General features: G+C 48.2%; 21 protein-coding genes. 8 read left to right on the top strand and 13 right to left on the bottom strand.

Annotation, left to right across the window (positions count from 1 at the left end; genetic code table 11):
• The first annotated feature begins 12 nt into the window (after positions 1 to 12).
• The 3 genes from G459_RS0102940 (at position 13) to G459_RS0102950 (ending at position 3,060) form a co-directional block, all read left to right on the top strand.
• Positions 13 to 972, top strand: coding sequence for a PorP/SprF family type IX secretion system membrane protein (locus G459_RS0102940; protein ID WP_035455055.1), 960 nt, complete (start codon positions 13 to 15; stop codon positions 970 to 972).
• Between the two features lie 422 nt (positions 973 to 1,394).
• On the top strand, positions 1,395 to 2,054 hold the full coding sequence (locus tag G459_RS0102945; RefSeq protein ID WP_026966300.1) for a hypothetical protein: 660 nt from the start codon (positions 1,395 to 1,397) through the stop codon (positions 2,052 to 2,054).
• A 106-nt stretch (positions 2,055 to 2,160) separates the two neighbouring features.
• Positions 2,161 to 3,060 carry a Nif3-like dinuclear metal center hexameric protein gene (locus tag G459_RS0102950; RefSeq protein ID WP_026966301.1) on the top strand — a complete coding sequence of 300 codons (900 nt, stop codon included), beginning with the start codon at positions 2,161 to 2,163 and terminating at the stop codon, positions 3,058 to 3,060.
• Positions 3,061 to 3,115: 55 nt separating this feature from the next.
• Here G459_RS0102950 and G459_RS0102955 read toward each other — a convergent pair whose 3' ends face one another.
• The 4 genes from G459_RS0102955 to G459_RS0102970 all read right to left on the bottom strand — a co-directional run bounded on the left by G459_RS0102955 (position 3,116) and on the right by G459_RS0102970 (position 5,681).
• Positions 3,116 to 3,613, bottom strand: coding sequence for a Dps family protein (locus G459_RS0102955; protein ID WP_026966302.1), 498 nt, complete (start codon positions 3,611 to 3,613; stop codon positions 3,116 to 3,118).
• A gap of 219 nt (positions 3,614 to 3,832) precedes the next feature.
• Positions 3,833 to 4,741 (bottom strand): YihY/virulence factor BrkB family protein, encoded by a 909-nt coding sequence (locus tag G459_RS0102960; RefSeq protein ID WP_035455058.1) that lies wholly within the window; start codon positions 4,739 to 4,741, stop codon positions 3,833 to 3,835.
• Positions 4,742 to 5,019: 278 nt separating this feature from the next.
• The gene (locus G459_RS0102965; RefSeq protein WP_026966304.1) at positions 5,020 to 5,448 is read right to left on the bottom strand and encodes a sll1863 family stress response protein; all 429 of its coding nucleotides are present in this window, start codon (positions 5,446 to 5,448) and stop codon (positions 5,020 to 5,022) included.
• 38 nt (positions 5,449 to 5,486) lie between these two features.
• Positions 5,487 to 5,681: a CsbD family protein gene (locus tag G459_RS0102970; protein WP_026966305.1), complete on the bottom strand. Its 195-nt coding sequence runs from the start codon at positions 5,679 to 5,681 to the stop codon at positions 5,487 to 5,489.
• Between the two features lie 255 nt (positions 5,682 to 5,936).
• Here G459_RS0102970 and G459_RS29360 point away from each other — a divergent pair, with 255 nt between their 5' ends.
• Positions 5,937 to 6,104, top strand: coding sequence for a DUF1328 family protein (locus G459_RS29360; protein ID WP_084454328.1), 168 nt, complete (start codon positions 5,937 to 5,939; stop codon positions 6,102 to 6,104).
• A gap of 50 nt (positions 6,105 to 6,154) precedes the next feature.
• On the opposite strand, the gene G459_RS0102980 is transcribed toward G459_RS29360, so the two are convergent.
• From G459_RS0102980 to G459_RS0103010, 7 genes are all read right to left on the bottom strand, one after another.
• Positions 6,155 to 7,606 carry an ATP-binding response regulator gene (locus tag G459_RS0102980; protein ID WP_035455061.1) on the bottom strand — a complete coding sequence of 484 codons (1,452 nt, stop codon included), beginning with the start codon at positions 7,604 to 7,606 and terminating at the stop codon, positions 6,155 to 6,157.
• Positions 7,607 to 7,608: 2 nt separating this feature from the next.
• Positions 7,609 to 8,055 carry a response regulator gene (locus G459_RS0102985; RefSeq protein ID WP_026966308.1) on the bottom strand — a complete coding sequence of 149 codons (447 nt, stop codon included), beginning with the start codon at positions 8,053 to 8,055 and terminating at the stop codon, positions 7,609 to 7,611.
• A gap of 23 nt (positions 8,056 to 8,078) precedes the next feature.
• Positions 8,079 to 9,899, bottom strand: coding sequence for a sensor histidine kinase (locus tag G459_RS28785; protein WP_051315048.1), 1,821 nt, complete (start codon positions 9,897 to 9,899; stop codon positions 8,079 to 8,081).
• A gap of 55 nt (positions 9,900 to 9,954) precedes the next feature.
• Entirely contained in the window at positions 9,955 to 11,352 is a 1,398-nt protein-coding gene (locus G459_RS0102995) for a sigma-54-dependent transcriptional regulator (RefSeq protein ID WP_035455062.1), read from the bottom strand.
• A gap of 18 nt (positions 11,353 to 11,370) precedes the next feature.
• Positions 11,371 to 11,721, bottom strand: coding sequence for a response regulator transcription factor (locus G459_RS0103000; RefSeq protein ID WP_026966310.1), 351 nt, complete (start codon positions 11,719 to 11,721; stop codon positions 11,371 to 11,373).
• Between the two features lie 197 nt (positions 11,722 to 11,918).
• On the bottom strand, positions 11,919 to 12,512 hold the full coding sequence (locus tag G459_RS0103005) for a gluconate 2-dehydrogenase subunit 3 family protein (RefSeq protein ID WP_026966311.1): 594 nt from the start codon (positions 12,510 to 12,512) through the stop codon (positions 11,919 to 11,921).
• Between the two features lie 3 nt (positions 12,513 to 12,515).
• Entirely contained in the window at positions 12,516 to 14,222 is a 1,707-nt protein-coding gene (locus G459_RS0103010) for a GMC oxidoreductase (RefSeq protein WP_026966312.1), read from the bottom strand.
• A 319-nt stretch (positions 14,223 to 14,541) separates the two neighbouring features.
• Between G459_RS0103010 and G459_RS0103015 the strand changes: the two genes are divergently transcribed.
• Both G459_RS0103015 and G459_RS0103020 read left to right on the top strand, forming a co-directional pair.
• Positions 14,542 to 15,831 carry a M20/M25/M40 family metallo-hydrolase gene (locus tag G459_RS0103015; protein WP_026966313.1) on the top strand — a complete coding sequence of 430 codons (1,290 nt, stop codon included), beginning with the start codon at positions 14,542 to 14,544 and terminating at the stop codon, positions 15,829 to 15,831.
• A gap of 64 nt (positions 15,832 to 15,895) precedes the next feature.
• Positions 15,896 to 17,674: an alpha-amylase family glycosyl hydrolase gene (locus G459_RS0103020; RefSeq protein ID WP_026966314.1), complete on the top strand. Its 1,779-nt coding sequence runs from the start codon at positions 15,896 to 15,898 to the stop codon at positions 17,672 to 17,674.
• Between the two features lie 34 nt (positions 17,675 to 17,708).
• On the opposite strand, the gene G459_RS0103025 is transcribed toward G459_RS0103020, so the two are convergent.
• A complete protein-coding gene (locus tag G459_RS0103025) occupies positions 17,709 to 18,836 on the bottom strand; it encodes a Fic family protein (RefSeq protein WP_026966315.1) in 1,128 nt (375 codons plus the stop codon).
• A gap of 226 nt (positions 18,837 to 19,062) precedes the next feature.
• Here G459_RS0103025 and G459_RS26690 point away from each other — a divergent pair, with 226 nt between their 5' ends.
• Together G459_RS26690 and G459_RS26695 are read left to right on the top strand one after the other, a co-directional pair.
• Positions 19,063 to 19,863, top strand: a complete 801-nt coding sequence (locus G459_RS26690; RefSeq protein WP_026966316.1) for a glycoside hydrolase family 25 protein — start codon at positions 19,063 to 19,065, stop codon at positions 19,861 to 19,863.
• 50 nt (positions 19,864 to 19,913) lie between these two features.
• Positions 19,914 to 21,425 carry a sulfatase family protein gene (locus tag G459_RS26695; protein WP_051315049.1) on the top strand — a complete coding sequence of 504 codons (1,512 nt, stop codon included), beginning with the start codon at positions 19,914 to 19,916 and terminating at the stop codon, positions 21,423 to 21,425.
• A gap of 114 nt (positions 21,426 to 21,539) precedes the next feature.
• Here G459_RS26695 and G459_RS0103040 read toward each other — a convergent pair whose 3' ends face one another.
• On the bottom strand, positions 21,540 to 23,810 hold the full coding sequence (locus G459_RS0103040; RefSeq protein ID WP_157373263.1) for a ligand-binding sensor domain-containing protein: 2,271 nt from the start codon (positions 23,808 to 23,810) through the stop codon (positions 21,540 to 21,542).
• Between the last annotated feature and the right edge of the window lie 163 nt (positions 23,811 to 23,973).

Consider the following 23,973-nt stretch of genomic DNA (forward strand, 5'->3'; position numbering starts at 1 on the left):
TCGATTTACAAAATGAGAAAATTTAGCTATCTGGTACTGGTGTTGATTTGGGGCTTGATCAGCACCGATTCATTGGCTCAAAACAGAAAATTTGTCTCACAATTTTCTGAGTTTCAAAGCTATTTTAATCCCGCTCTTACGGGGTATGAGGGGAGCGTGGTCAGAGGATTTGTGCGTAGCCAATGGGGAGGTATCGAAGGCGCCCCAAAAACCTATTTTTTCAATGCGGAGCTTGATTTTGGAGAATTGGCAGGCGAAGAAGATCCTGCATTGATGGGCAAAAACGCGATATCGGCCAATTTCCTTCAGGACAATTTTGGTGCCTTTCGCGAAAACGAAATCATGCTCAACTATGCATCTAGAATCCGCCTAACCGAACGCCACAACTTGCGGTTGGGAGTTGGCATCAACTACCAAAGCATTCGCCTGGACGGAAATGCGCTTTCGTCGGAAGAGCAAAATGATCCGGTTTTGGGACAATATCTTGGTTCATTCTCCAATATGAATGTGTTGGATTTAAACTTGGGAATCGCTCTTACCCATGCCAACTACTATTTCTCCTACGGTGTCCAGCGAGTGACTGGCGGAGAAATCCAAAACGGAGATGAATTCATCAATGGCTATCCGGCCGAGCAAATGGTCATGGCCGGCTACAGAGAAGCGCTGGGACAGAATCTGGCGGTTTCTGCCAATGGATTTTACCGAACCAGAAAAGACCTTCCGGATGTCTTCGAATTCAACCTCAAAGTTTTGCTGAAAGATGTGGTATGGTTGGGAGTCGGGAATCGGGTCAATTATGCAAACAGCCTGCAGGCTGGATTTATTTTTGGAAAATTCCGAGCTGGATATGTGTACGAGTACCCCTTGATCAATAGCTATCTACTTCCGGGAGGAGTTCATGAGTTTTCATTGGTGATCAATCTTTTCAGACCCAACGAAAGAAGAAACGATGGAGAGGTGCTAATCTGGTAGCTGAGGGAGAACCAGCATAGGGTCAATTCAAATTTTAAACACACACTAAGCTGAAAATAGGCCTACTCACCTTTCCCATCACTTACCTGGTCGTCAAACCCAGATCGATGAGAAACTATACTTAAATCCTCTCTTCTTCCTGACAGTAAAAAGGATGTCCTTAGATTGACCGAGCAACCGTTCCAGAGCGAGCTTGTTGACCGAAATCCAGAAATTGTCAAACGTTTTTCAGATGGAAGCTTGTTTCAACTTTTCGAAGCAAAGAATCCAGTCATTTAGCGATACGGAGACAATCATCTTTCGAACTATTCCCTATATTAGTTCTAGCTCGATATCAGAGGATTGGACTTACAAAACGAAAGCCCAGAACTTCTGAACTATGGGTGATCTGACCAGTTTGAACCCGTAAAACAATCCCGATCATGAAAACCACCCTTTTTCTATTTTCCTCTCTCATCCTAGTCAGTGCCTGTCAACAGAAGACTGAGATGCCCGACACACTCCCCTTCCAAGTGGCCAAAGCCTATGGAATCGAAAATTTTGACAAGGTCAATTCTATTGCATATACCTGGAACGTGCAGCGGGATTCAGTAAATGTCCTTTCAAGAGATTGGAAATGGAATATCAAGGACAGCACAGTCTATTACTCCGGCCCGGACACCACGTTTACTTATAGTTTAACTGCTGATTCGTTGCCAAAGCAGGACGGAGGGTTTATCAACGATAAATACTGGGCAATGATGCCTTTTCAATTGGCCTGGGATCAGGGCTATACTTTTGAGACGGTCGAGAATGTTCCCTCTCCCATCAAAGGAGCAAATTCAACCAAGCTCACCATCATCTATCAATCGGGAGAAGCCGAGTCTATGGGAATGGGATACACTCCAGGTGATGCATATGATCTCTATTTGGATGAAAATTTGATGATTACCGAATGGGTTTTCAGAAGAGGAAACGGTGCCGAAGGCCGCCCGGTCACTTGGGAAACTGTTGAAAGTCATGGTCCTCTGAAGTTTGTCACCGAACACTTCAATGCCGAAGGAAAAAGGACGCTGTGGATATCAAATATCAAAGTGGAATAGGTCAAAATCAAAACTCTTATTCAAGCCTTGAGTCAAACCCAAGGCTTTTTTGTTTCGAGGAAAAGTTGGCTAAACTTTTTCTTTAAATTGAAAAAAACCAAATGCAATGAACGATTCAACCCAAACTACCCGACGTGAATTTCTTCTCAAATCCGGAGCATTGGTAGCTGCCGGATTGCTTGCAAATCCCTTTTCTTCCTTCGCCTCAGTGTCTGCAAAACCGTGGACAGTTGGAGAAATCATAGACGCATTCATTGCCCAAGTTCCCAATGCACCTTTTGCCCAAACGGTCGACACCATCAAAGTCGGCTCCAGAGATACGGTGGTGACCGGCGTGGTGACGACGATGTTTACCACCTTGGAAATCATCCGAAAAGCCATCGAACTCAAGGCCAACCTGATCATTCCACACGAACCGACTTTTTTTTCGGGACAGGACGAAACCGATTACCTTCTGAGTGATCCGGTCTTTCGGGGGAAATATGATCTGATGGAAAAAAACGGGATTACGCTCTGGAGAAACCACGACTATGTACATCGGATGCGGGACGACGGAGTACGGATCGGCGTTGTGGAGGAACTGGGCTGGACCAACTACTATCAGGCAAAAAGCCCAGTGCTCAACATTCCAAAAACCAATCTCAGAGAACTGATCAATCACATCAAAACCAGCATGGGCGTGCCCGCCATGCGCTATGTCGGAGACCTCAGCCAGCCCTGTAGCAAAGTGTTGCTGCTACCCGGCGCAGTGGGTGGCAGAAGGCAAATAGAAGGCATCATGAAAGAAAAACCGGACGTCCTCGTCTGCGGAGAATCCAACGAATGGGAAACTCCCGAGTACGTCCGTGCCGCCAACGAGATGGGAATCAAGCTCTCCATGATCGAGATTGGCCACTCAGCGAGCGAGGAGGGCGGGTCTGAATTCGTCAAAAACTGGCTCAATGAAAATATGCCCGGGCTGCCTGCTTTCCACATTCCGTCGGGGAATTCGCTTCAGATTTTCTAAAACGCAAGAAGGCTGCCCCTATAGACAGCCTTCTTGATTCTGATTCAGCCCAGACTTATTTTTTATACATGGTAAACATCCACATTCTCTTCTCCAAATCGCCGACAAACTTGGTCAGCATATCCGTCGTGGCAATGTCACCCGCCTCCTCTGACTGCATGGCTACCTTCCGATGAGAAGTTATCAGCACTCCGAGGCCAGTGATTACGTGAGTCACGCATTCATCTCCTGAGAATACATCTGTGATTTCCTTGTGAATGGTGGCTTTCAGGTAGTCTGAATAAGCATGACTGGGTTTGTATCCGATCATTAGGATTCGTTCGGCCAACTCATCGATTGACTGATAGAGTCTGGTGTAGAGCTCCTCAAATTTGACGTGGAGTGTAAAAAAGTCGTCACCCTTCACATTCCAGTGAAATCCCCTGACATTTTGATAGAACACGTGGTAGTCGGCCAACAGGTCATTGAGCTGGCCGTTTAATTTTTTCATCTGCTTTTCGTCCAGATTCAGATGATTGGACAGCGTGGCTTTTTGATTGGTTGCGGTAGTCATAGCTAGTGTATTTTGGTTGCCACAAATCGCTCAACATTAAGGCCATTGCCGACTTGTTGAAGCAAATTTCAACCGCACTTACTTTTATAAAATTAAATTTTGCCGCACGCCATTCGGACAGGGCTTTCTTTTACATTAACTGCCAGCTCCACGTCTGGAGAGTCTGCCAAAGTCCACAGAATGTGGAAAAATCCTCCGGATTGAGAGCAGTGCAGATAGCTACTTGGGCTTTTCAATTTTCATCGTCTTTACCTCCACAGCGGTATCATAGGTCTCGATCTCTCCTACCTTTCGCTTGGTATAGACGTACGTGATTTTGGCTCCAAAGAGAAAAATAAAAGCAGCATAGTAAGTCCATACAAGCAATACAACCAGGGATCCGCTCGCTCCATAGACATCTGTCAGGGAACTCGATCCGAGGTAAAGTCCGATGAGCAACTTGCCCCCAACAAACAAGATCGTGGTCACTAACCCTCCTACCCATACATCCCGCCATTTCAGTTTGGCATCGGGTAGAATCTTGTACATCAGCGAAAAAATCACCAGAACAATGCTAAACGAAACCAGCTCTGAACTGACCTTCATCACGATCTCAGAGAGTGTCTCTTGAAATCCCTGTATAAAATCCCGGAAGATGACTAGCAAGGCCTCCACCACCAGCGATACCATCAGGACAAATCCGATCCCGACCACCATGGCGAGTGAAAGCAGTCGGTTGAGCAGGTATTTCAAGAATCCTTTTTCGGGCTTGGCCTCAATGTTCCAGATCTTGTTCATGGCCGCCTGCAACGCAAAAAATACCGTCGTCGAACTGAAGATAAGCGTACCGATCCCCACCGCCCGAGCCAGAAAGGTGCTATCCTCTTTGATGGAGGCTTCAGCAAGGATTTGCTCGATCTGCTTGGCCGTGGAAGAACCAATCAGACTGGAAATCTGTCCGACCAACTCCTGCTGAATCCTGTTTTCCTCATACAACGTGGCTCCTATTGACACCACGATCAGCAAGACTGCCGGTAGGGAAAGCATCGTATAGAAGGAGATGGCGGCCGCGTAGGTAAACGCATCTTCCTGCATAAAGGAAGTGACGGATTTCTTAAGAATTTGCCAGGCTTCTTTGATTGCTTTCATGTGTTTACAAATTGATTTTTAATGATCACATCGAATGCCCATTGTAATCATACCCCTGTCGGCGAAGACTTTCTCATGGGCATTTCATCTGATTATAATTGTTTTTCAGCGGTCACACGAACTCTTCGCAGGTTTACGATCACCCCCTTGTATGGCGCTTGAGTCATGATCTATTCATCTGATGATCAGTTACATGGCATTTCCAATCTCTGAGTCAGTGGAAAAATAAAAGGGCTGATTACGTACCAGCCCTTTTAACCATTCTCTTACCCGTTAAATTAATTATCCTTGTCAAAGGCGTCATTGACGTCAGACTTGAATTCCTTCCAGCCTTTCTCAATGTCGTCGGCGGTGTTATTCGTGGCTCTTTTCACATCGTTCCACGTATTTTGGGTAGCGCGTTCGAGATCATCTATAGCCTCACCTACCTGAGTTTTGTCGCGGTGTAGCTCTGCTTCCATCTTGTCGATTTCTATCTTGGTCTCCGCGTCAGCTTTTTCTTTCTTGGCATTTAGTTCAGCTATTTTCCGATCTATCTCGGCGTCCATTTCTCTCAGTTCTGCACGAAGTTCGTCACGCTCCTTCTCGAAGTCGTTATTCGCCTCCATGAGTTCTTGGTCTTGTTTCTCTGCCCTGTTTTCTCCACATGACATGGCCGTGAAGCCCAATGCCACGAAGGCCAGAATTGCAATTGATTTCGTTTTCATATCAATGTTTGGTTAGTTGTAAAGTTCAAATTGGAAGATTACAAGCTATTGATCTCGTCTTTGACGTCATCAATCGACTTACCCAGCTTTCGCTGAAGTCTGCCCAGAAGCTCATCTTCCTTGCCTTCTTCGTAAAGAAGGTCGTCGTCTGTTAGGTCAGCATATTTCTGCTTGAGTTTGCCTTTTGCCTCATTCCAAGATCCTTTGATCATCAATTTTGCGTCGGTTTTCATTTCATTGTGGTTTAGTAAAACAATTGATTATGCTCCACATCTTCCAATGACAATGCCAAGGGGAAAAACCACTTCAATTGATAGAAAATCAGGTTTCGAATCCACGAACGTGGGGAAATAGCTTCGCCTCTGGGGAATGGGGTCCACACATCTAGGGCTGATCAAAGCGGTATGCAGCGTTTGAAGCCTGTTTTGCGGCTTGGCATTTAATTTTCAATAGGCAGTGAAAATTGTATTCACTAAAATCAAAAAACTATGTTACGTTGGGCCTTAGGATTCTTCATTGTTGCCATTATTGCGGCAATATTCGGATTTGGTGGAATTGCTGCGGGTGCAGCATCCATCGCAAAAGTATTATTCATGATTTTCATCGTGCTGTTTCTCCTGACCTTGATTTTCGGAGCGAGAGTCTTTGGAAAATAACTCAACATCTGAAAAAAAAGGCCGCCGTTAGCAATTAACGGCGGCCTTTTTTAATATTCCGGCAGTGGGAATTCCACTTCGAATACCGTACCTATTCCCACTTTGCTGGTGACTTGCATGCTGGCGTTGTGGCTGGACAGGATGTTAAGCGTTGAGGTGAGCCCAAGCCCGGTTCCTTCTGCTTTGCTGGTATAGAACGGGTCAAAGATCTTTTTGAGGTCTTCTTTTTCGATTCCCTGACCATTGTCTTCGATCGAAACAAAGATGGAACTGCCCCGGATCTCGGCTTTGACGGTGAGTTGCCCTTGGTCGTGTTCGATCGCTTCGACGCCGTTTAGTAAAATATTAACCAAGGCAATCGACAGCTTCTCCCGATCCACAAAAATTCGTGGCAATTCTTCCTCGAGCTCTTCTTTGATCCGGATTCCCTTAAGCTTCGCTCTGTCTCTGACCAATTCCAATATATCATCCAGAATCTCGTGCAGTGAACTCAGCTCAAGTCTCAGCTCTTTGGGCTTGGAAGAATTCAGCAGATCTCCGATCAATGTTTCGATCCTATTGGAGCTCCGCTGGATGATATCGGTATAGAGCGTAAACTGCTCGTCTGGCCCCGGAACTTCCTCTTTGAGATTGTCCAGGGCAAGGTTGAGATTGGTCAGCGGATTGCGGATCTCGTGGGCGATCGTGCGGGCAAGCTTCCCGGTCATGGATAGCTTCTCCGCTACCATCAAGTCCAGCTCGGCTTTTTTCCAGATAGTCAAATCCCGGATGATTCCCTGATAGCAACAGAAATCATCGGCTTGATCCGGGATGAACACACAGTTAAAAAGGCAAGTTTTCGTCTCTTTATCGCTGGTCAACAGCAGCACCTCGAAGTCCTTCACCGCCCCGGTGGCGGTCAGTTGCTCCGTGCAGTACTCAAAATCCTCCGGGTTTACAAAGATGTCTTTGAGATGAAGTTTTGCTTTTTCAAACTCCCTGTATCCAAAAAATCTCAGAAAGGAATCGTTGAGCTCCAACATTTTAAAATCATAGTTGGCTAGAAAAATGCAGTCCAGCGACCGTTCAAACAATGATCGATACTTTTTCTCCTTCTCATCCAACTCGCGGATGATCCGCCCTTGCTTGATCGAATATCGAATCGATCGCTCGAGGATATCAGGGCGCAAGTCGCCTTTGATCAGATAGTCAAAAGCCCCTGCCATGCTGGCATCCACATCTATCTGTGCGTCGCTCCGTCCAGTCAGCAAGATGGCCGGTGTGAGGATTTGATTTTTCTGGATAAAATCTATGATGGAAAGCCCCGTCGATTTGCCCAGATAAAAGTCGATCAAAAACAAGTCGTACCCGCCTTCCAAAATCTTCTTTTTGCCTCGCTCTGGATTGGGCTCCCAATCCAGAACACAGACAAAATTCTTGACGTCGGACAGGTACTCTCTTACTAAGAAAGCATCATCCTCGTCATCTTCAATCAGAAGGATCTTGATTTCCTCTACTATCATCTTTACTTGGATTCGGGCAGGGTAACGGTGCCCAGCCAATAGTTACTGATTTCGCGGGTGACGTCCACCAGCTCCGCAAAATTCACCGGCTTGCTGATAAATGAATTGACGCCAAGATCGTAGCATTCCAAGATATCGGAATCTGCCCGGGAGGTCGTCAGGACCACAATCGGTATTTTCTTTAAAAGCGGGTCAGCTTTGAGTAGTTTCAATGCCTGACGTCCGTCCATCTTTGGCATATTCAGATCCAAAAGGATCAAACCGGGAGAGAACTCTACTCCTTCGAATTTCCCTCTCTTGTGTAGAAAGTCGAGCAACTCTTCTCCATTTTCGACAAAACAGACGGAATTGGGGATATTATTCTCCTTTAGCGCTTCTTGCAGGAGGATCTGATCATCTGGATCATCGTCGGCCATGAGGATCATGGCCTTGTTATTTAGTTTATTCATAAGAGCTAAGGACATGATAGATATTAGTTACTCGCAGGTAATATAACAATAAATTCAGAGCCGATTCCCTCATTGCTTCTGGCGGTAATAAGCCCTCCATGATGGGTCACAATCTTCTTGCAAATGGCCAAACCTATGCCTGTGCCTTCGAATTCGTTCTTCCCATGCAGTCGTTGAAACACATTAAAGATCTGCTCGGCGTACTTCTCATCAAACCCGATTCCGTTGTCCGAGACGGTTATTTTCACGTAGTTTTTGTAACGGGGAGTGAAGGCAAATTGGCTGGTCACTTCCAATGCCGTCAACTTCTCTCCGGTAATGGTGATGTGGGGATTTTCATTCTCTTTTCGAAACTTGATCGCATTACTGATGAGGTTCTGAAAAAGCCGCTGGATCTGGGCCTTTACCCCAAGCACCGCCGGTATTTTTGCAAATTCAAACGTGGCATTTTCCCTAGAAATCTGATCTGAAAGATCATCGCAGATCTCCCCAAAGACCTTTTTCAAGTCGACTTTTCCAGGAAGCTCACTGCTGCGTGTGATTCTTGAAAACGCCAACAGGTCCTCGATCAGGTTTTGCATCCTTCCCGACGCCACCTGCATCCGTTCGATGTAGTCCTTGCCGGTATCGTCGAGTTTGTCGTGATATTTGGTGATCAGCCGATCTCCAAAGGACCGGATTTTGCGAAGCGGCTCCTGCAAGTCGTGTGACGCTACGTAGGCAAATTGCTCCAAGTCTTCGTTGGAACGTTTCAACTCTTGCGTATAGTTCCTTAGCTGGTGCTCGGTTTCCTTCTCACTGGAGATATCTGACAGTGTCACCAACATGCCATCGTTAAATTTCACAGCCAAGATCTTGAACCAAGTCATCTGACCATTCAAGTGAACCTCCGCCTCCCTTCTGAAATCCACGCCCGTCTCGACTACCCGGGTGTATTCGGACAAAAACTGCGATTGATTCTCCGAAAATATATCGGAAAGTCTCATCTTAATCAGCTGATCCTGGCTTTGATGGGTCATCTTGGCAGAGGCCTCATTGGCGAGAATGAAATCAAAATCCGTGACCAGATTTTCATTGTCTCTCACCGCGGTGAATGCCATGATCCCGTCCCGTGAATTATCCAGGACGTTGCGCAGGAGATTGCCGGTGTGCACTCTTTTTTGAGTTTCCATCTCCAGATTCTGAACGGCCATCTCCAGGATTTTGGACTTTTTGTCCCGCTCATCCAGCAGCATCACGGCGCGGGTAAACAGGAGCAAAATCCCCCCAAAGGCAATCAGGGCGATCACCAACAAGTTGATCGGTGTGACCGTCTTGAAGCCGCCTTCATCCTCTATTGCTACCAAGAACAATTTTCTCGCAGCCTGGATAATTCGGTCACTTACCAGGCGGATTTCATCCATGTTTTTTTTCCCCTGTTGCAAAAGCAGAATCTCCCCTGCCTCCAGCGGAGAGTTTTTCCAGTTGTTTGCCTCGAGAATTTTATCAATGGTATTCAGCTGGGCATGCACCAGGCTGTCCAGATGATCCACATCGTCCCTGATTTCGGGGACGTATTCAGATACGCTGTCCAGCTTGACTAATTCCGTATTGATGGAAACGTCGGCGTGATAAAACGGCTCGAGATAGCTTTCGTCTTGGGTCAGCAGATAACCACGATGACCAGTCTCAGCATCTTTGATCGTCGACAGTACTTGCGTGGTAGTCTGGATGGTGAAGTTTACCTGTCGGACGGTACCAACGGTCTCAATGTAGTTGCTGAGATTCCAATACGTCCAGATACAAAGCAAGATCAGCAGCCCCATGACCAAGGAAAAGATAATTCGCAGTCTTTGAAGATTCATGGAAAATGGGGTTCATTCAGAATACTGGCACTATTCGGAAGATCGCGAGGACCTTTCAATAGTCCTGAATATTATACAGCTTCAGCTTATTGTACAGGGTTTTTCGGTCAATCCGCAGCAAGTCCGCCGCTTTGGATTTGTTGTATCGACTGGCTTCGAGGGCGTTGAGGATGGCTTGCTTTTCAGCTTCACCGGAGGCTGATCGAAGCGTATGACTTTCCTCTGCCGCCTGGGTGTTTTCGGGTGAGGCAAAGCTTCTCGGCCGCGAGATTTCGTCCGGCAGGGCGTTGGTCTGCACGAGGTCGCCTTGCGTCAGCAGCACGGCCCGCTTGACGACATTATTTAGCTCACGAAGATTTCCGTACCATTGATAGTTGAGAAAATGATGCGTCACTTCATCAGAAAATCCCTTCACGGACTTTTTCAGCGATTGATTGGCCAATTGCAGAAAGTGCTGCGAAAATGTCAAGATATCTTCTTTTCGCTCGCGCAGCGGCAGCAGACTGATCTTGAACTCATTGATTCGATGGTATAAATCCTCCCGAAACCGACCATCTTTGATCGCATCGGTCAGATTCTCATTGGTTGCCGCAATGATGCGGATATCCACGCTGACGTCCTTTTGCCCGCCTATTCGACGGATTTTTCGCTCTTGGATCACGCGGAGTAGCTTGACCTGATTTTCATAGCTCAGGTTTCCGATTTCGTCGAGAAAGATCGTCCCGCCATTTGCCAGCTCGAAACTCCCCGGCTTATCGGCAATCGCCCCGGTAAAAGAGCCCTTCATGTGACCAAACAGCTCACTGCCAGCCAACTCTTTGGGCAAAGCCCCACAGTCAATGGCAATGAAAGGTTTTCCGGCGCGGTTACTCTTGTTGTGAATGGAATTGGAGACGTATTCTTTTCCCGTTCCGGTCTCTCCCATTATCAGTACGGACATATCTGTTGGCCCGATGAGATCCACGTACTGTTGGACAGACTTGGATCCTTCGCTCGTCCCAGCTACAAACTTTGAAACTGGCTCTGAAGCAGTTTCTCCCGAGCTAGGCTTTCCCGCGGGTTGGCCGGATTTTATCTGGTTTTTCTCCTGATTTTTTTGGATGGTCTCTTTCACCGTCACCAGCAACTCATCCGGATAGAGCGGTTTGGTCACATAGTCATTGGCTCCATAGCGGAAGGTCTGCACAGCAGTATGTACATCGCTGTATCCGGTGATGATGATCACAGCAGCGTCAGGGCTGAGGACTTTGATCTTCTGCAAAGCCTCCACGCCCGTCATATCGGGAAGTCTATAGTCACAGAGTATCAGATCGTAGCTTTTGGATCTGAGGAGTTCAAGTCCTTCGGCTGCCTTGTGGGCGACATCGACTTCATAGTTTGACTTTTTCAAAAAATTCGAAAGAACCCTACAAAGATCCTGGTCGTCGTCAATCACTAATATTTGGTTGCTCATGGGGTGGGGTGTAATTAGTTAAAGATAAATGGAGTCGACGATTTGCGCTACTTTTTTCTTGGTGAACGGTTTGGGGAGAAAGAAATCAGCGCCGCTTTCGAGGACCTTCTTTTGCTCGTTGTCGTAGGCACTGATCACGATTACTTTTTGACGTTTGGGAAATCCATTCATGAATTGGAGCATCTCAAACCCACTGCCATCAGTCAGGTTGAGATCCAGAAAAATTATTTCATACTGGTTTTCTCTAAATTTCTCTTTTGCCTCCCGAATCGTGTTTACGTACTCATTGGGAATCCCCAGAGATTTCAGTTGCAATGAAAGCAGCTTACACAGGTCCACCTCATCATCAATTATCAACGCCTTTTTCATCGAGCCACTCTACAATTTCACGTTACTGAAGCAATATGGTGCCAAATTAAAAACCTCAAATCCCGGCATTCAAGACTGGGTATGGGGAAAAATCGTAACACTTTTATGTGGAAATTTTTCTACACTTCAAGAAACCGAAAGCCTCTTGCAATCCAGTCGCAAGAGGCTTTGAAAAGGTCTTCGGTCAGTGAAAATCCTTACAAACTCCAGGTGTTTCCCACTTCCGAAAGTGGAATACAGCCTTGGAATGGTCCGGGGATCGGATCATAGCTCAGGACGTTTTTGCCGATTTCCTCGGAGCTGAAGTAGGACCAAAGCACGGTCGACTTCAATCCACGGTAGAAGCCAACAGGTTCGCTGGGGCCGACGGCCGTTCCCCAGACATTCTTGGGAAACTTCGGAGAACTGGCCTCGTGAGCTTTGAAGCAAGCGGCTTTGTCCTCTTCGCTCAGCTCCGCAAAGACGCTTCCATAAGTGGCCTTGCAGTCTGCATTGAACTTCTCGATCTCCGCGACGACATTTTTCTGTCCTGCTTCATCATAGGCTTTGGCATACATCAGGTCGATGAATATATCGGACTTCACGTCCAAGCCTCCGGGAGTTTCTGTCTTTGGCAGGAGAAAATCCACGAAAGAGGACATGAAGACAGCCTGATCCTCGCTGAGGAAAAGAGGCGTCCAGGTCAGTCGATCTTGCTTGCTGCAAGCTTGAAGCAAACTCAGCAAAGTCGGTACTCCGGCAGCGGCGCCAATGGCCAATGCGGATTTTTTGAGTGCATCCCGTCTGTTCATGGCTTAGAGATTTTGCTTTTTAAGTTCAGAAATAGCGTGATTGGCTGCTCTGGCGGTCAAGGCCATGTAGGTCAGCGATGGATTCACGCAGGAGGAAGAGGTCATGCAGGCGCCGTCGGTCACGAATACATTTTCGCAGCCATGCACCTGATTGTTTGCGTTGAGCACCGAGGTTTTGGGATCTTTTCCCATGCGGGCCGTGCCCATCTCGTGGATGCCGTAGCCCATTTCGTGCTGGTTGTCAAAGTCCATGACGTCTTTCAGTCCAGCCCGATCGAGCATTTCCTTTGCGTCGATCTTGATCTGCTTGTTGAGCTCGAGTTCATTGGCTCCCCATTCGGCATCGATGCTGAGTGTAGGTTGACCCCATTTGTCGAGAACTTCTTTGTTGAGCGAGACTTGGTTTTGATGGTACGGAAGACACTCCGCAAAGCCGGTGATGAAGAATTCCCAGCTTCCCGGCTTCATCAGTCCGTCTTTGAAGCTTCCTCCAAAATCCTCCTGATTGCCGCCAGCGCCCCATCCCGATCTGCCGCCACCGCCTTGGAAGCCATATCCGCGAACAAACTTGTCGCTTTGTGGCCCGTCCTTCAGGTTAACATAGCGGGGAATGTAGATCCCATTTGGTCTTCGACCTTTATAGTATTGGTCTTCAAAACCCTCGACAGTTCCCATTGCGCCGATTCGGTAGGTATGATCCATCAGGTTGTGACCGAGTTCTCCCGAGTCATTTCCGAGACCATTTTCAAACCGGCCGGAAGTCGAGTTCATCAGAATCTGTGTCGTGCTGAGCGTTGAAGCGTTGACGAAGATGATCTTTGCCTTGTACACGATATCCTCTCCAGTCTCCGCGTCGATGATCCGCACGCCGCTGGCTTTGCCTTTTTGCTCGTCGTATACGACCGACTGCACAATCGAGAAAGGTCGGATGGTGAGATTTCCGGTCGCATTTGCCGCAGGCAAAGTCACCGCGTTGGAGCTGAAATACGCCCCGTAAGGACAGCCCCGATCGCATCGGTTTCTGGACTGACACTGACCCCGTCCGTTGTGCGGTTGCGTCAAATGCGCCACCCGGCCGATGATCATATTTCTACCTTTGAATTCTTTCTCGATACGTTCCTTCACGTGCTTTTCGACACAGTTCAGCTCCATCGGAGGTAAAAAGTGCGAGTCTGGCAACTGTGGCAAGCCCAAGGCCTCCCCGCTGATTCCGGCGTATTTCTCCACATGCGTGTACCAAGGCTCCAGATCCTTGTACCGAATTGGCCAATCGACGCCGTGTCCGTCTTTGGCATTGGCTTCAAAGTCCAGATCCGACCAGCGGTAGGTTTGCTTGCCCCATAGGAGCGAGCGTCCCCCCATCTGGTGGGCACGAACCCACAGAAAAGGCTTGACCTCGGTGTAGGGATTTTCGACATCGTTGGCGTGAAAGTGCTCGTTCATCGACCCGATAAAACCGGATCGCCCACCTTGGGGGTGACGGGCTTTTTGCTCGGGTGTGAGGCTGCCGCGCAGCTCCACTTCCCAGGGATCGTAGGTCATCGTGGGATAATCCACCACATGCTCCACGATCCTGCCCCGCTCGAGGACGAGAGTTTTGAGTCCGGCTTCGCAAAGTTCTTTTGCCGCCCAGCCTCCGCTGATGCCTGAGCCGATGACGATCGCGTCATAGTTCAGATTCTTGTCAGCATCAATATTAAAATTGGCCATGGTTTGAGTTTATTTGAGGGCATAATTTAGGCAAAACTTCAAAACGACCTAGGCAACGAATCGAAACAAATGGTAGCTCATTTGTTTCATCCCATATCCAAATCTTCATCAGGAAAGCATAATCGAGCAATCTTTGCCGGCAACGCGACACTTTAACAGCATTTGGGTTGATTTTAAAAGTCAGAAAAAAACTACGAGGATTACAATAGACCTATTGAGAAGACTTGAGCTCACCCCTTTCTCGTTCTGAATTTTCTTCACAGCACTTCTTACAAGTCTGCTATTTGCCATCCCTCGATTTTTCATCTATTTTCCAAGGATGAAAAAGACCTTCCAGCTTCTAGCCTTTTGCCTGATTCCTGTCTTCTCCTTTGCGCAGCAAAACCTGACGAAAGAAGAGCAGCAACTCGCCGAATTGATCGATAAAAACTACCAAGAGACGCTTGCTCTGCTGGAGGAAACCATCAACATGAACTCCGGCTCGCTCAACAAAGAGGGCGTCCGCGAAGTGGGAAGGGTGTTTGAGCGGGAGTTTCAAAAGATCGGCTTCGAGACCGAATGGTTGGAACTACCAGCTGAAGTCAACCGGGCAGGCCATTTCATAGCAACCCGAAAAGGGACCAAAGGCAAAAAGCTTTTCCTGATCGGACATCTGGATACGGTCTTTGAAAAGGACATGCCGTTTTCACCTTTCACCTATCTGAACGACAGCATTGCCACGGGTCAGGGAGCCAACGATATGAAAGGTGGGAATGTGCTGATTTTGGCCAGTCTGAGGGCGATGCACGAACTGGGATTGCTCGACGACCGAACGATCACGGTGTATTTCCCAGGAGATGAGGAAAGCTCCGGGAATGTCACGATTTCAAGAAAGGACTTTATCGCTCGAGCCAGACAGCATGAGATTGCACTTGCGTATGAGACGGCCCAGGGTTTTAGCACTGTAACCGTGGCGAGAAGAGGAGCCAGCACTTGGACGCTGAAGACCAGCGGAAATCAAAGCCATTCGAGTGGCGTTTTCCGGGAGTCGGTGGGCTATGGAGCGATCTACGAAGCGGCCAGAATCCTCACTCAATTTCAGGAAACGCTAGCTGGGGAGCAATACTTGACTTTCAATCCAGGGCAAATCATCGGAGGATCGGACATCAGCTACGATGCGATTACAGGAAGAGGTGAAGCACTCGGCAAGACGAACATCGTCGCGCGGGAAGCCTTGGTCACCGGCGATTTGCGCTTTCTGGGAGAAGCTCAAAAGGAAGCCGCACGTGTCAAGATGCGTGAAATCGTCAGCAAGCACCTCAATCAAACCAATGCGGAAATCACCTTCAAGGACGGCTTGCCTTCCATGGAACCCAGCGAGGGAAATTATGCGTTGGCAAAAATCCTGAACCAAGTCAGCCTCGACATGGGGTTGGGCGAAGTGAAGCCGGGCGACCCGGGTAGCCGGGGCGCGGGAGACATCTCTTTCGTGGCGGAATTTATGGATTGCCTCGACGGGTTGGGGGCTTCGGGAAGCGGTGCTCATGCGCCGGGTGAGACCATCAATATGAAGCAATACCCTGATTTGATCAAAAGAAATACTATTTTGCTCTACCGATTGACCCGATAACCTGATGAAGTAGCTTTTTAGCCGCATACCTTTTGATGCGGCAAACCTTCCAAACCCATCAGCAATGAAGCCCCAAAAGAGCAACATCTACCACGTCTTCACCAGACTCTTTGGCAATAAAAACACGACCAACAAACCTTGGGGAACCAAAGCCGAAAACGGCGTCGGAAAGTTCAATGACTTCACAGATCTGGCGCTGGAGGAGATCCGAAAGCTCGGGATCACGCACATCTGGTACACCGGCGTACTGCATCACGGAGTGATCGGGGAGTTTCCGGAGATTGGGCTGACTTCAGACCATCCCGACGTGATCAAAGGCCGCGCCGGTTCGCCCTACGCGATCCGTGACTATTACCAAGTCAACCCTGATTTGGCAGTCGATGTGACCCAGCGCTTGGAAGAATTTGAAGCGCTAATCGAGCGGACACATCAGCATGGGATGAAGGTCATCATCGACATTGTCCCAAACCATGTGTCCCGCTACTACGAAGGGCGAAACAATCCCGCTGGCGTTCGGGATTTTGGGGCGGATGACGACGTCTCTGTTGATTACAAAAAGGACAATAACTTCTACTACGTGACTGGCGCGACATTTCAGTTACCAGAACCCAAGCGCGGCTATACCACTCTGGGAGGGGAAATCCACTTGTTTACAGATAAAAAATTCGAAGAATTTCCGGCTAAATGGACTGGAAACGGTTCCCGATTGGCACAGCCGGATTTCGACGACTGGTACGAAACTGCCAAGATCAATTACGGGATCAGCCCTGAGGGAAAAAAGGATTTTGAGGAGCTGCCTTCCGGAGCAGAATTCTTGGAATGCAGCTCACATTACGAATTTTGGCAGGGAAAGGAAGTTCCCAACTCTTGGGTAAAATTCAGGGATATCACCCGATTTTGGCTCGAAAAAGGCGTGGACGGATTTCGCTATGACATGGCCGAGATGGTTCCGGTCGAGTTTTGGTCTTATCTGAATTCCCACATCAAAATGATCAGGCCGGATGCGTTCCTCATGGCCGAAGTCTACAATCCCAGTCTTTATAAAGACTACATCCAAAAGGGCAAGATGGATTATCTCTACGACAAAGTCGGGCTATATGACACACTGAAGCAGCTCATCCAAGGTCATGGCTCCACAGATCTTTTGCTCATCGTGCTAGAGTTTTCTAAAGATATCGAGCGTCACATGCTGCATTTTCTGGAGAATCATGACGAAGTCCGGATCGCCAGCCCGGAGTTTGCTATAAATCCCTGGAAAGCCATGCCCGCGATGGTCCTTTCGGCCACGGTATCGACATCGCCGACGATGATCTATTTCGGTCAGGAAGTCGGCGAACCTGCAGCGGAAATGGCGGGTTTTGGACACCCCAACCGAACTTCCATCTTTGACTATATTGGCGTGCCGCAGCATCAGAGATGGATGAATGGTGGGAAATTCGACGGAGGGCAACTTTCTGCCAATGAAAAAGCGCTGCGAAACTACTATTCAGAAGTCCTGAATTTTACCCTGAAAGCTCCTGCACTGACGGGACACTATCAAGAACTTCACAACGTCAACCGTCTTCAAAATCCGGCGTATGGCGACAAAGCATTTGCTTTTGCCCGATGGGATGAAAGCCAAAAGCTGATCGTCATTTGCAACTTTTCGGAGCATGAGGGGCTTCAAACGGCGCTAAAGCTTTCTCAGGAAATCCTTGACATCTGGGATCTGTCAGTGGGTGATCGGGAGATCAGCGAAGTGATGTTTGGAAAAAAGAAGACAATGCTTCGGGTGACCGAAGCTGGTGCAGAAATCGATCTGGACTTCGGCCCGCTGGAGTCGGCGGTGTTTGAGGTGAGGTAGAGGTGGCTGCTCGAGGTTTGCAACCTTGAGAGCTTTAACTCCCCAAGATCCGATACAACTCCAGATTCAAATAATAGTCCCCTCCGCTGATTTTTCGTTTTTCACAGATTCCCAACTCGACCAACTGATTCAAATACTGCCGGGCGGTGTTTTCAGCATAGAGTTTTTTGTCCACCAAATGTTTGACTTTGGTGAAGGGCTGGGTGAAAATCGCCTCCAAAAGTGATTCGGGTCGGGCGATGCTGGTTTCTTTTTGCAAGACATGCAGAATCGCGTCTTTGGCATTGAGGATGTCGGTGATTTTTTGGAAGGTGTCTAGAGAAGTCTCTTCGATTCCCCGGAAAATAAACAAAAACCACTCCTTCCAGGCGGCTCGCTGCGTCACTCCGGCCAGGTTGGCGTAGTACTGCTCTTTTTCCCTCAAAATGTACTTGCTTAGGTAAAGTATGGGCAGATCCAGCAATCCACTTTGTACCAAATAGTGGATGTTGAAAATCCGGCCTGTACGCCCATTTCCATCCCGAAAAGGGTGAATCGCTTCAAACTGGAGGTGAGCGATGGCAACTTTGATCAGCGGATCGATCTCTGGCTGCTGGGGTTCATTGACAAATTGAATCAGGTTAGCCATCAACTCCTCCAAAACTCCCTCACCTCTCGGAGGCGTGTAGATGGGTTTTCCGGCATTGGGACCGGATCCTCCCTGTCGGATATAGGTCTGGGCAAAGGGTTTTCGCAGACCGTCGGTGTATTGAGTCGTGTTGCGATAGATGAGTTCAAAGTACTCCAAATCAAACTTTCGATGCTGATCCAGGTATTCATGTCCGGACCAAATGGACTCCCGGTACCTCAAGACCTCCTTTGCAGGACCTTTGATTTGAGCAGTCTCGTCACTGAAAGCCTTGTACAATTCATCGTCTGTGGTAAAAATATGCTCGATCTCACTCGAGGCCTTCGCTTCCTGCAAACTGATCGTATTGACCAAAATCCCCTGATTGGGAATGGCAATGCTCCGGCCTTGAAGCTTTCCAAGTGCGGCTTTGGCTTTTCCCAATCCTTCAAAGACATCCAAATCCCTGTAAAGGGTGGAGTCAATTGGAAGTTTTGGAAGATTGTTCCAAGGAACTGTCCGGTCGGGATTGATTCGGTAGCGCTGATCTGACATTAAAATATTTGAATTTTAATGTAAGATAGGAAATCCGACCTTAAATGCAAGGTCTGATTTCCTATTTCGCCTTAATTTTTTCAGATTTTAATGTCAACACTATTTTCTGACCTCAACGTTGAGGTCGGAAAACCGATCTCACATCAAATTCTCTAATTTTTGATGCGACTTAAAACTTTCAAGTCCACCTTTCTTTTCCCAATTTGCGCCCGGAATTGCCACCAGTATGCCCCGAAAAACATCTTCCCCTTGGATAGGAATCGTTGCTTTAATCTTTTTGGTGGCATTGGCATCTGTAGTCTTGGTATTCAGGTTCAGACATCAACTTGAAAAGGCCTTGGGCGAATTCACCCACGGCGCTGTACCTCTGACCGAGGAACTCAAGCTCCAGCACGCCATCCGCAACTACCCGGAGGGTGTCTTGGGCATCGACATCTCAGAATATCAGGGAAAGATCGACTTCTCCGGTCTCCAGCTTCAGTTGGAAAATCAACGGATTGAGTTTATCGTCATTCGGGCGAGCATGGGTGACGACGGGATCGACAGCCAATTCAAGCGAAACTGGGAAGGTACGCGGACACTTCCGGTCGTTCGTGGCGCCTATCACTACTATCGCCCCAATGAAAACAGCACCAAGCAGGCTGAAAACTTTATCAAGACTGCCAAACTCCAGCCCGGCAACATGATCCCAGTATTGGATATCGAAAAGCACAGCACCATTCAACCTCGGGAGAAACTACGGGAAGGTCTCAAAAACTGGCTCAGGATCATCGAGGAACATTATGGCGTCAAGCCGATGATCTACACCGGCGACCGCTTTTTTTGGGATGTGCTGCATGACGAGGGTTTTGACGACTATCCCATCTGGGTCGCCAATTACAATCTGATCGTGGAGCCGGAAACTGAAGATTGGCTGATTTGGCAGTTTTCTGAAAAGGGAAAATTACCGGGAATAAAAGAGCGCATCGATTTGAACATCCTTCGAGATGGTAAAGACCAGCTTCAATCTCTCATCATTCCGGCATAGTTTGTAGATAAGAAGGATTCAGGCTATTTTGATCGAAATCAATGACGGCCATGAATCTGATCCCTTTTTTTCTAATTCTGTTCACTCTTTTCTCTATTGGTCAAAAAGAGGAACCAGCAGAGATTTCACCTAATATTCTTTTTCTGATTGCAGACGATTGGTCGTATCCCCACGCTGGCGTATACGGAGATCCGGTCGTTCGCACGCCGACGTTTGACCGATTGGCGAGAGAAGGAGCACTCTTTCACAAGGCCTTCACCTCTTCGCCCTCCTGCTCTCCTTCTAGAGCCTCGATTCTTACTGGGCGCTATCCCCATGAGATCGAAAGCGGCGGAAATCTATGGCCCGAATGGCCAGCCCAATATCCGACCTATGTGAGCCAGCTTACCGAAGCAGGGTACTTCTCCGGTTCCACCCGCAAAGGTTGGGGGCCGGGAGACTTCAAAGTCTCAGGCCTAGAGTACAATCCTGCAGGAAAGACCTATTCCGATTTCAAAGCTTTCCTGGCGGAAAGGCCTAAGGGGAAGCCTTTTGTCTTTTGGTTTGGCAGCACTGACCCGCATCGGGATTACATCCCAAACACTGGAATCCAGACCGGGATGAAACTGGAAGACATGCCGGTTCCGGGATTCTTCCCGGAAAACGACTGTGTGCGAAATGACATCCTGGACTACTACTTCGAAGTGGAACGCTTTGACCGGGAAAGTGGTCAGCTGATCCAGATGCTGGAAGAGATGGGTGAGTTGGACAATACGATCATCGTGATGACGAGTGACAACGGCATGCCTTTTCCCCGCGCCAAGGCCAATCTTTATGACTATGGGGCGAGATTGCCTTTGGCGATCCGTTGGCCAGAAAAAGTGAAGCCCGGCACAGTCCTCCGGGATTTTGTGAATTTTGTGGACTTTGCTCCAAGCTTTTTGGAAGCGGCAAACTTGCCTGCTGAAAAGATGAGCGGCCAGTCACTCTGGTCCCTTTTGGCAGGTGAAAAGCAGGACAGATCGCAGGTCTTTCTAGAGCGGGAGCGTCACGCCAACGTGAGAAAAGGCGATCTAAGCTATCCGATGCGGGCGGTCAGAGATGAGCGCTTCCTCTACATCTGGAATACCATGCCCGAAAGAAATCCCGCCGGAGATCCGACTGTGCATCAATCCGTCGGGCAATACGGAGACGTGGACCATTCGATCACCAAATTTTTAATTATGGAGATGGAGGAAAAAGTACAAGAAGGAAAACCCGACTATTTTGCGCTGTCCTTTGGCACCCGTCCAGAAGAGGAGCTCTACGATGTAGTTGCCGATCCTTACCAACTCCATAACCTTGCAGCACAACCTCAAATGGCTGAAACCAAAACTAAGCTACGCCAGCAACTTCTCAACTGGATGGAGAAAACTGGCGATCGGCGTTTTGAGGATCCAAGATCTACTTATTGGGATGAAGTGCGATATACACCGGACTATCAGTTGAAGGACGCTGATGTGGCCTCGCAGATCAAAGATTATCGAATCAAACCGCCCTTTGGACCGGATGCGAAAGAAGGAATTCCTTGTTTGCCTGAGTAAAACTCATCGAAACAGAGTCTTTAGACAGCGAATAGGAATAATAATCATCGACGAATCGGATTAGTAAACTTTTAAAGGAATCTAACTTGGAAAGCCGGGAACCGCTACCATCCGCTACTCAATCATCTCCAGATACCTCGCCATCCAGTACGGCCAGAGCCAAAATACAGGTTCACGCACCTGATGTAAGTCGCCTTGCACCGCTGCCCAGGGATTTTTGTCCCATCTGACAGTAGCGCGGATAGCCGGAGGTGGAAGCTGAGAAACCTGAATGTCCTCCAAAATCGGGGTCCGCACAACAGATACATCCTCTCTTTTAGTATGATCTATGGGCCAATCCATCAGATCCAAAGGAGTTTCTCTCAGGAAGGAAACCGTCTGAGAAACATTGACTTTTTTGCCTGTGGCCAGGGAATAGCTCAGGTTATTGATCAGGTTTTCCCCTTCTGTTTGCACTCCGATCCATTCGTCCGCCAAATCCTGATAGACTTTTTTAATCTCGGGGTCTTCTTCGTATTTCAGCAAAATCGGGAAAAGATACCCCTCCATGGTCAGATCAAAGTAGATCTTCCAAGCTGGATTTTTATGGTTGAGTTGGGCCGTGTTTTTCAGATAGCCTTCCTCATCGATCAATCTTCGATACTCCTTTTCATACTTTTCATCCCCTGTGATCGCCGCGGCAAACTTGAGAAAAGCCAGCAATTCAAAGGAATTAATCGCTTTTTCCGAAGCCCAATCCGGGTCGCGGTTGATCTTGTCCGGTGACCAGACTCCCCAGCGAGTATGAGTTCCATCTACATCGATCAGATTATAATCATTAGTGATCATCGCATCCATCAGCTTAGAAACGTGGGCACGGATTTCCTTTTTGTCGGATTCCGTGGCCGCAAACTCATAGAAATAAAAGTAAGCCATGAAATGCCCGGTCATCTCGTCACTGCTGGTATCTCCTTTCCAGAGCCATTTTTTGTCGGCAGAGAGTCTCCAACGCTGCTCCACCGGCTTGTATCGGGGATCTTCGAGCGCTTCCGCCAATTCACGCTCGGCGTAAGTTCTGTTTGGATCGTGAAGGTGATCCCAGTCCATCGGCACGATAGTCCGGGCAAAAAGCCCCTCTGTTCCTGTGACTTCGTACAGGAGCTTTAGAAAACCAAAGGCCTTTCGGGCTTTGATCAACGCATCTTCATCTTTGGTGACCGCATAGCGAAAGCTCTCCATCGCCAAGTATCCTCCCGTGTATTCCCCGTCGTTGTCGTCATCTGAATTTCTCCAGGTGGAGGTATCCCCTGCTACTTCGAGTCGAAGCACACCACAGATCCAAGGCTCGCGCATGTGCTTACTCATCAATTCAGTGTAGAAATGGGTTTGCTTTTCAGCAAGAGTCATGGAGAATTTCCGGATGTGGCTAACACCATTCTGAGTTGCAACCCAAGCATTTCCCTCCCGGTCAAATGCTACTTGATTGACACGATCATCTGTCAACCAGCGACGGCTAAAAAGTAAAGAATGGCTGCCATCAGGAAAATAGCGAACTACTCCCACCTCAGTGCCCACCCACATGACATTGTCCGGAGATTTGGAAAGTGAGTTCACATGAATGGAAGAAATGCCTTCCTTCGCAGTGAGACTATATTTCAGCTTTTGACCTTCCCTCACTGAAACTCCTCCCATGACTCCTACCCAAAGTTGGTCCTGAGGACCGAAGGAAACTGCTTTTGCGTAGCAGCTGATCAGTTCTTCTGTGTTTTGATAAAGTGTGACAGATTCTCCGACGCAGTGATAAAGTCCAGCATCGGTAGCTACCCAGAGATTGCCTTCGTCGTCCGCGAGTGCATCCCGCACCGATTTGGCGATAGAGTAAGATAGCTTTTCCCAACCCGAATCCTTCTTTTTCCAAATTCCCAGTGGACCCAAAGCATAAACTTCTTCTCCGGCAGCCGTAATCTCTGAGATTGGTCCCTCAACATCGGAAACTTTGTTGACTTCAACGCCTTTGACTTCATAAAGCCCGTCCCAAGCTCCCAGCCAGACCGAACCCGCTCCGTCTTGTTCCACGGCATAAGAGGACCCTCTTTCAGCGCCGCTGATCACCGGAACCCATTCCGTTTGAACCTCCACTTTCCGGAAGATTCCACCCGCCGTCGCGATCCAGACTTGGTTTTGCCGATCCACCATAATGTCCCTGACTTCATTGTCCTCAGGTTGGTCACTGATGAAAAAAGCCTCATGAACCTCCTGGGTAAATGCTTCGTCTGAAATTGATTCGGCGGAGATAATTTCGGCCTGTTCCGATTCTTTTTTGCAGGAAAATAAAGTAAGAAATGCAGCAGTAAAGAATAGAGTGAGGATCGCCCAGAGGGCTATAGACTGAAGCCGAGGATTCATTTCACGAAGATTAGTGGTAGACAAAAACTGGAAAGGCAAAGGGAGCAACGTCGCCTTAAAGGGAACCTAAAAGTCACCGTAACGGGCTATTCCCAAAGGTTCTAATTTTGATCCATCCAAATGTGGGAATGGTTCCGCCTTCTAGCTCTTCAAAAGGAAGCCG

It is taken from the genome of Algoriphagus terrigena DSM 22685 (assembly GCF_000429445.1).
In the GTDB taxonomy this organism is placed as follows: Bacteria; Bacteroidota; Bacteroidia; order Cytophagales; family Cyclobacteriaceae; genus Algoriphagus; species Algoriphagus terrigena.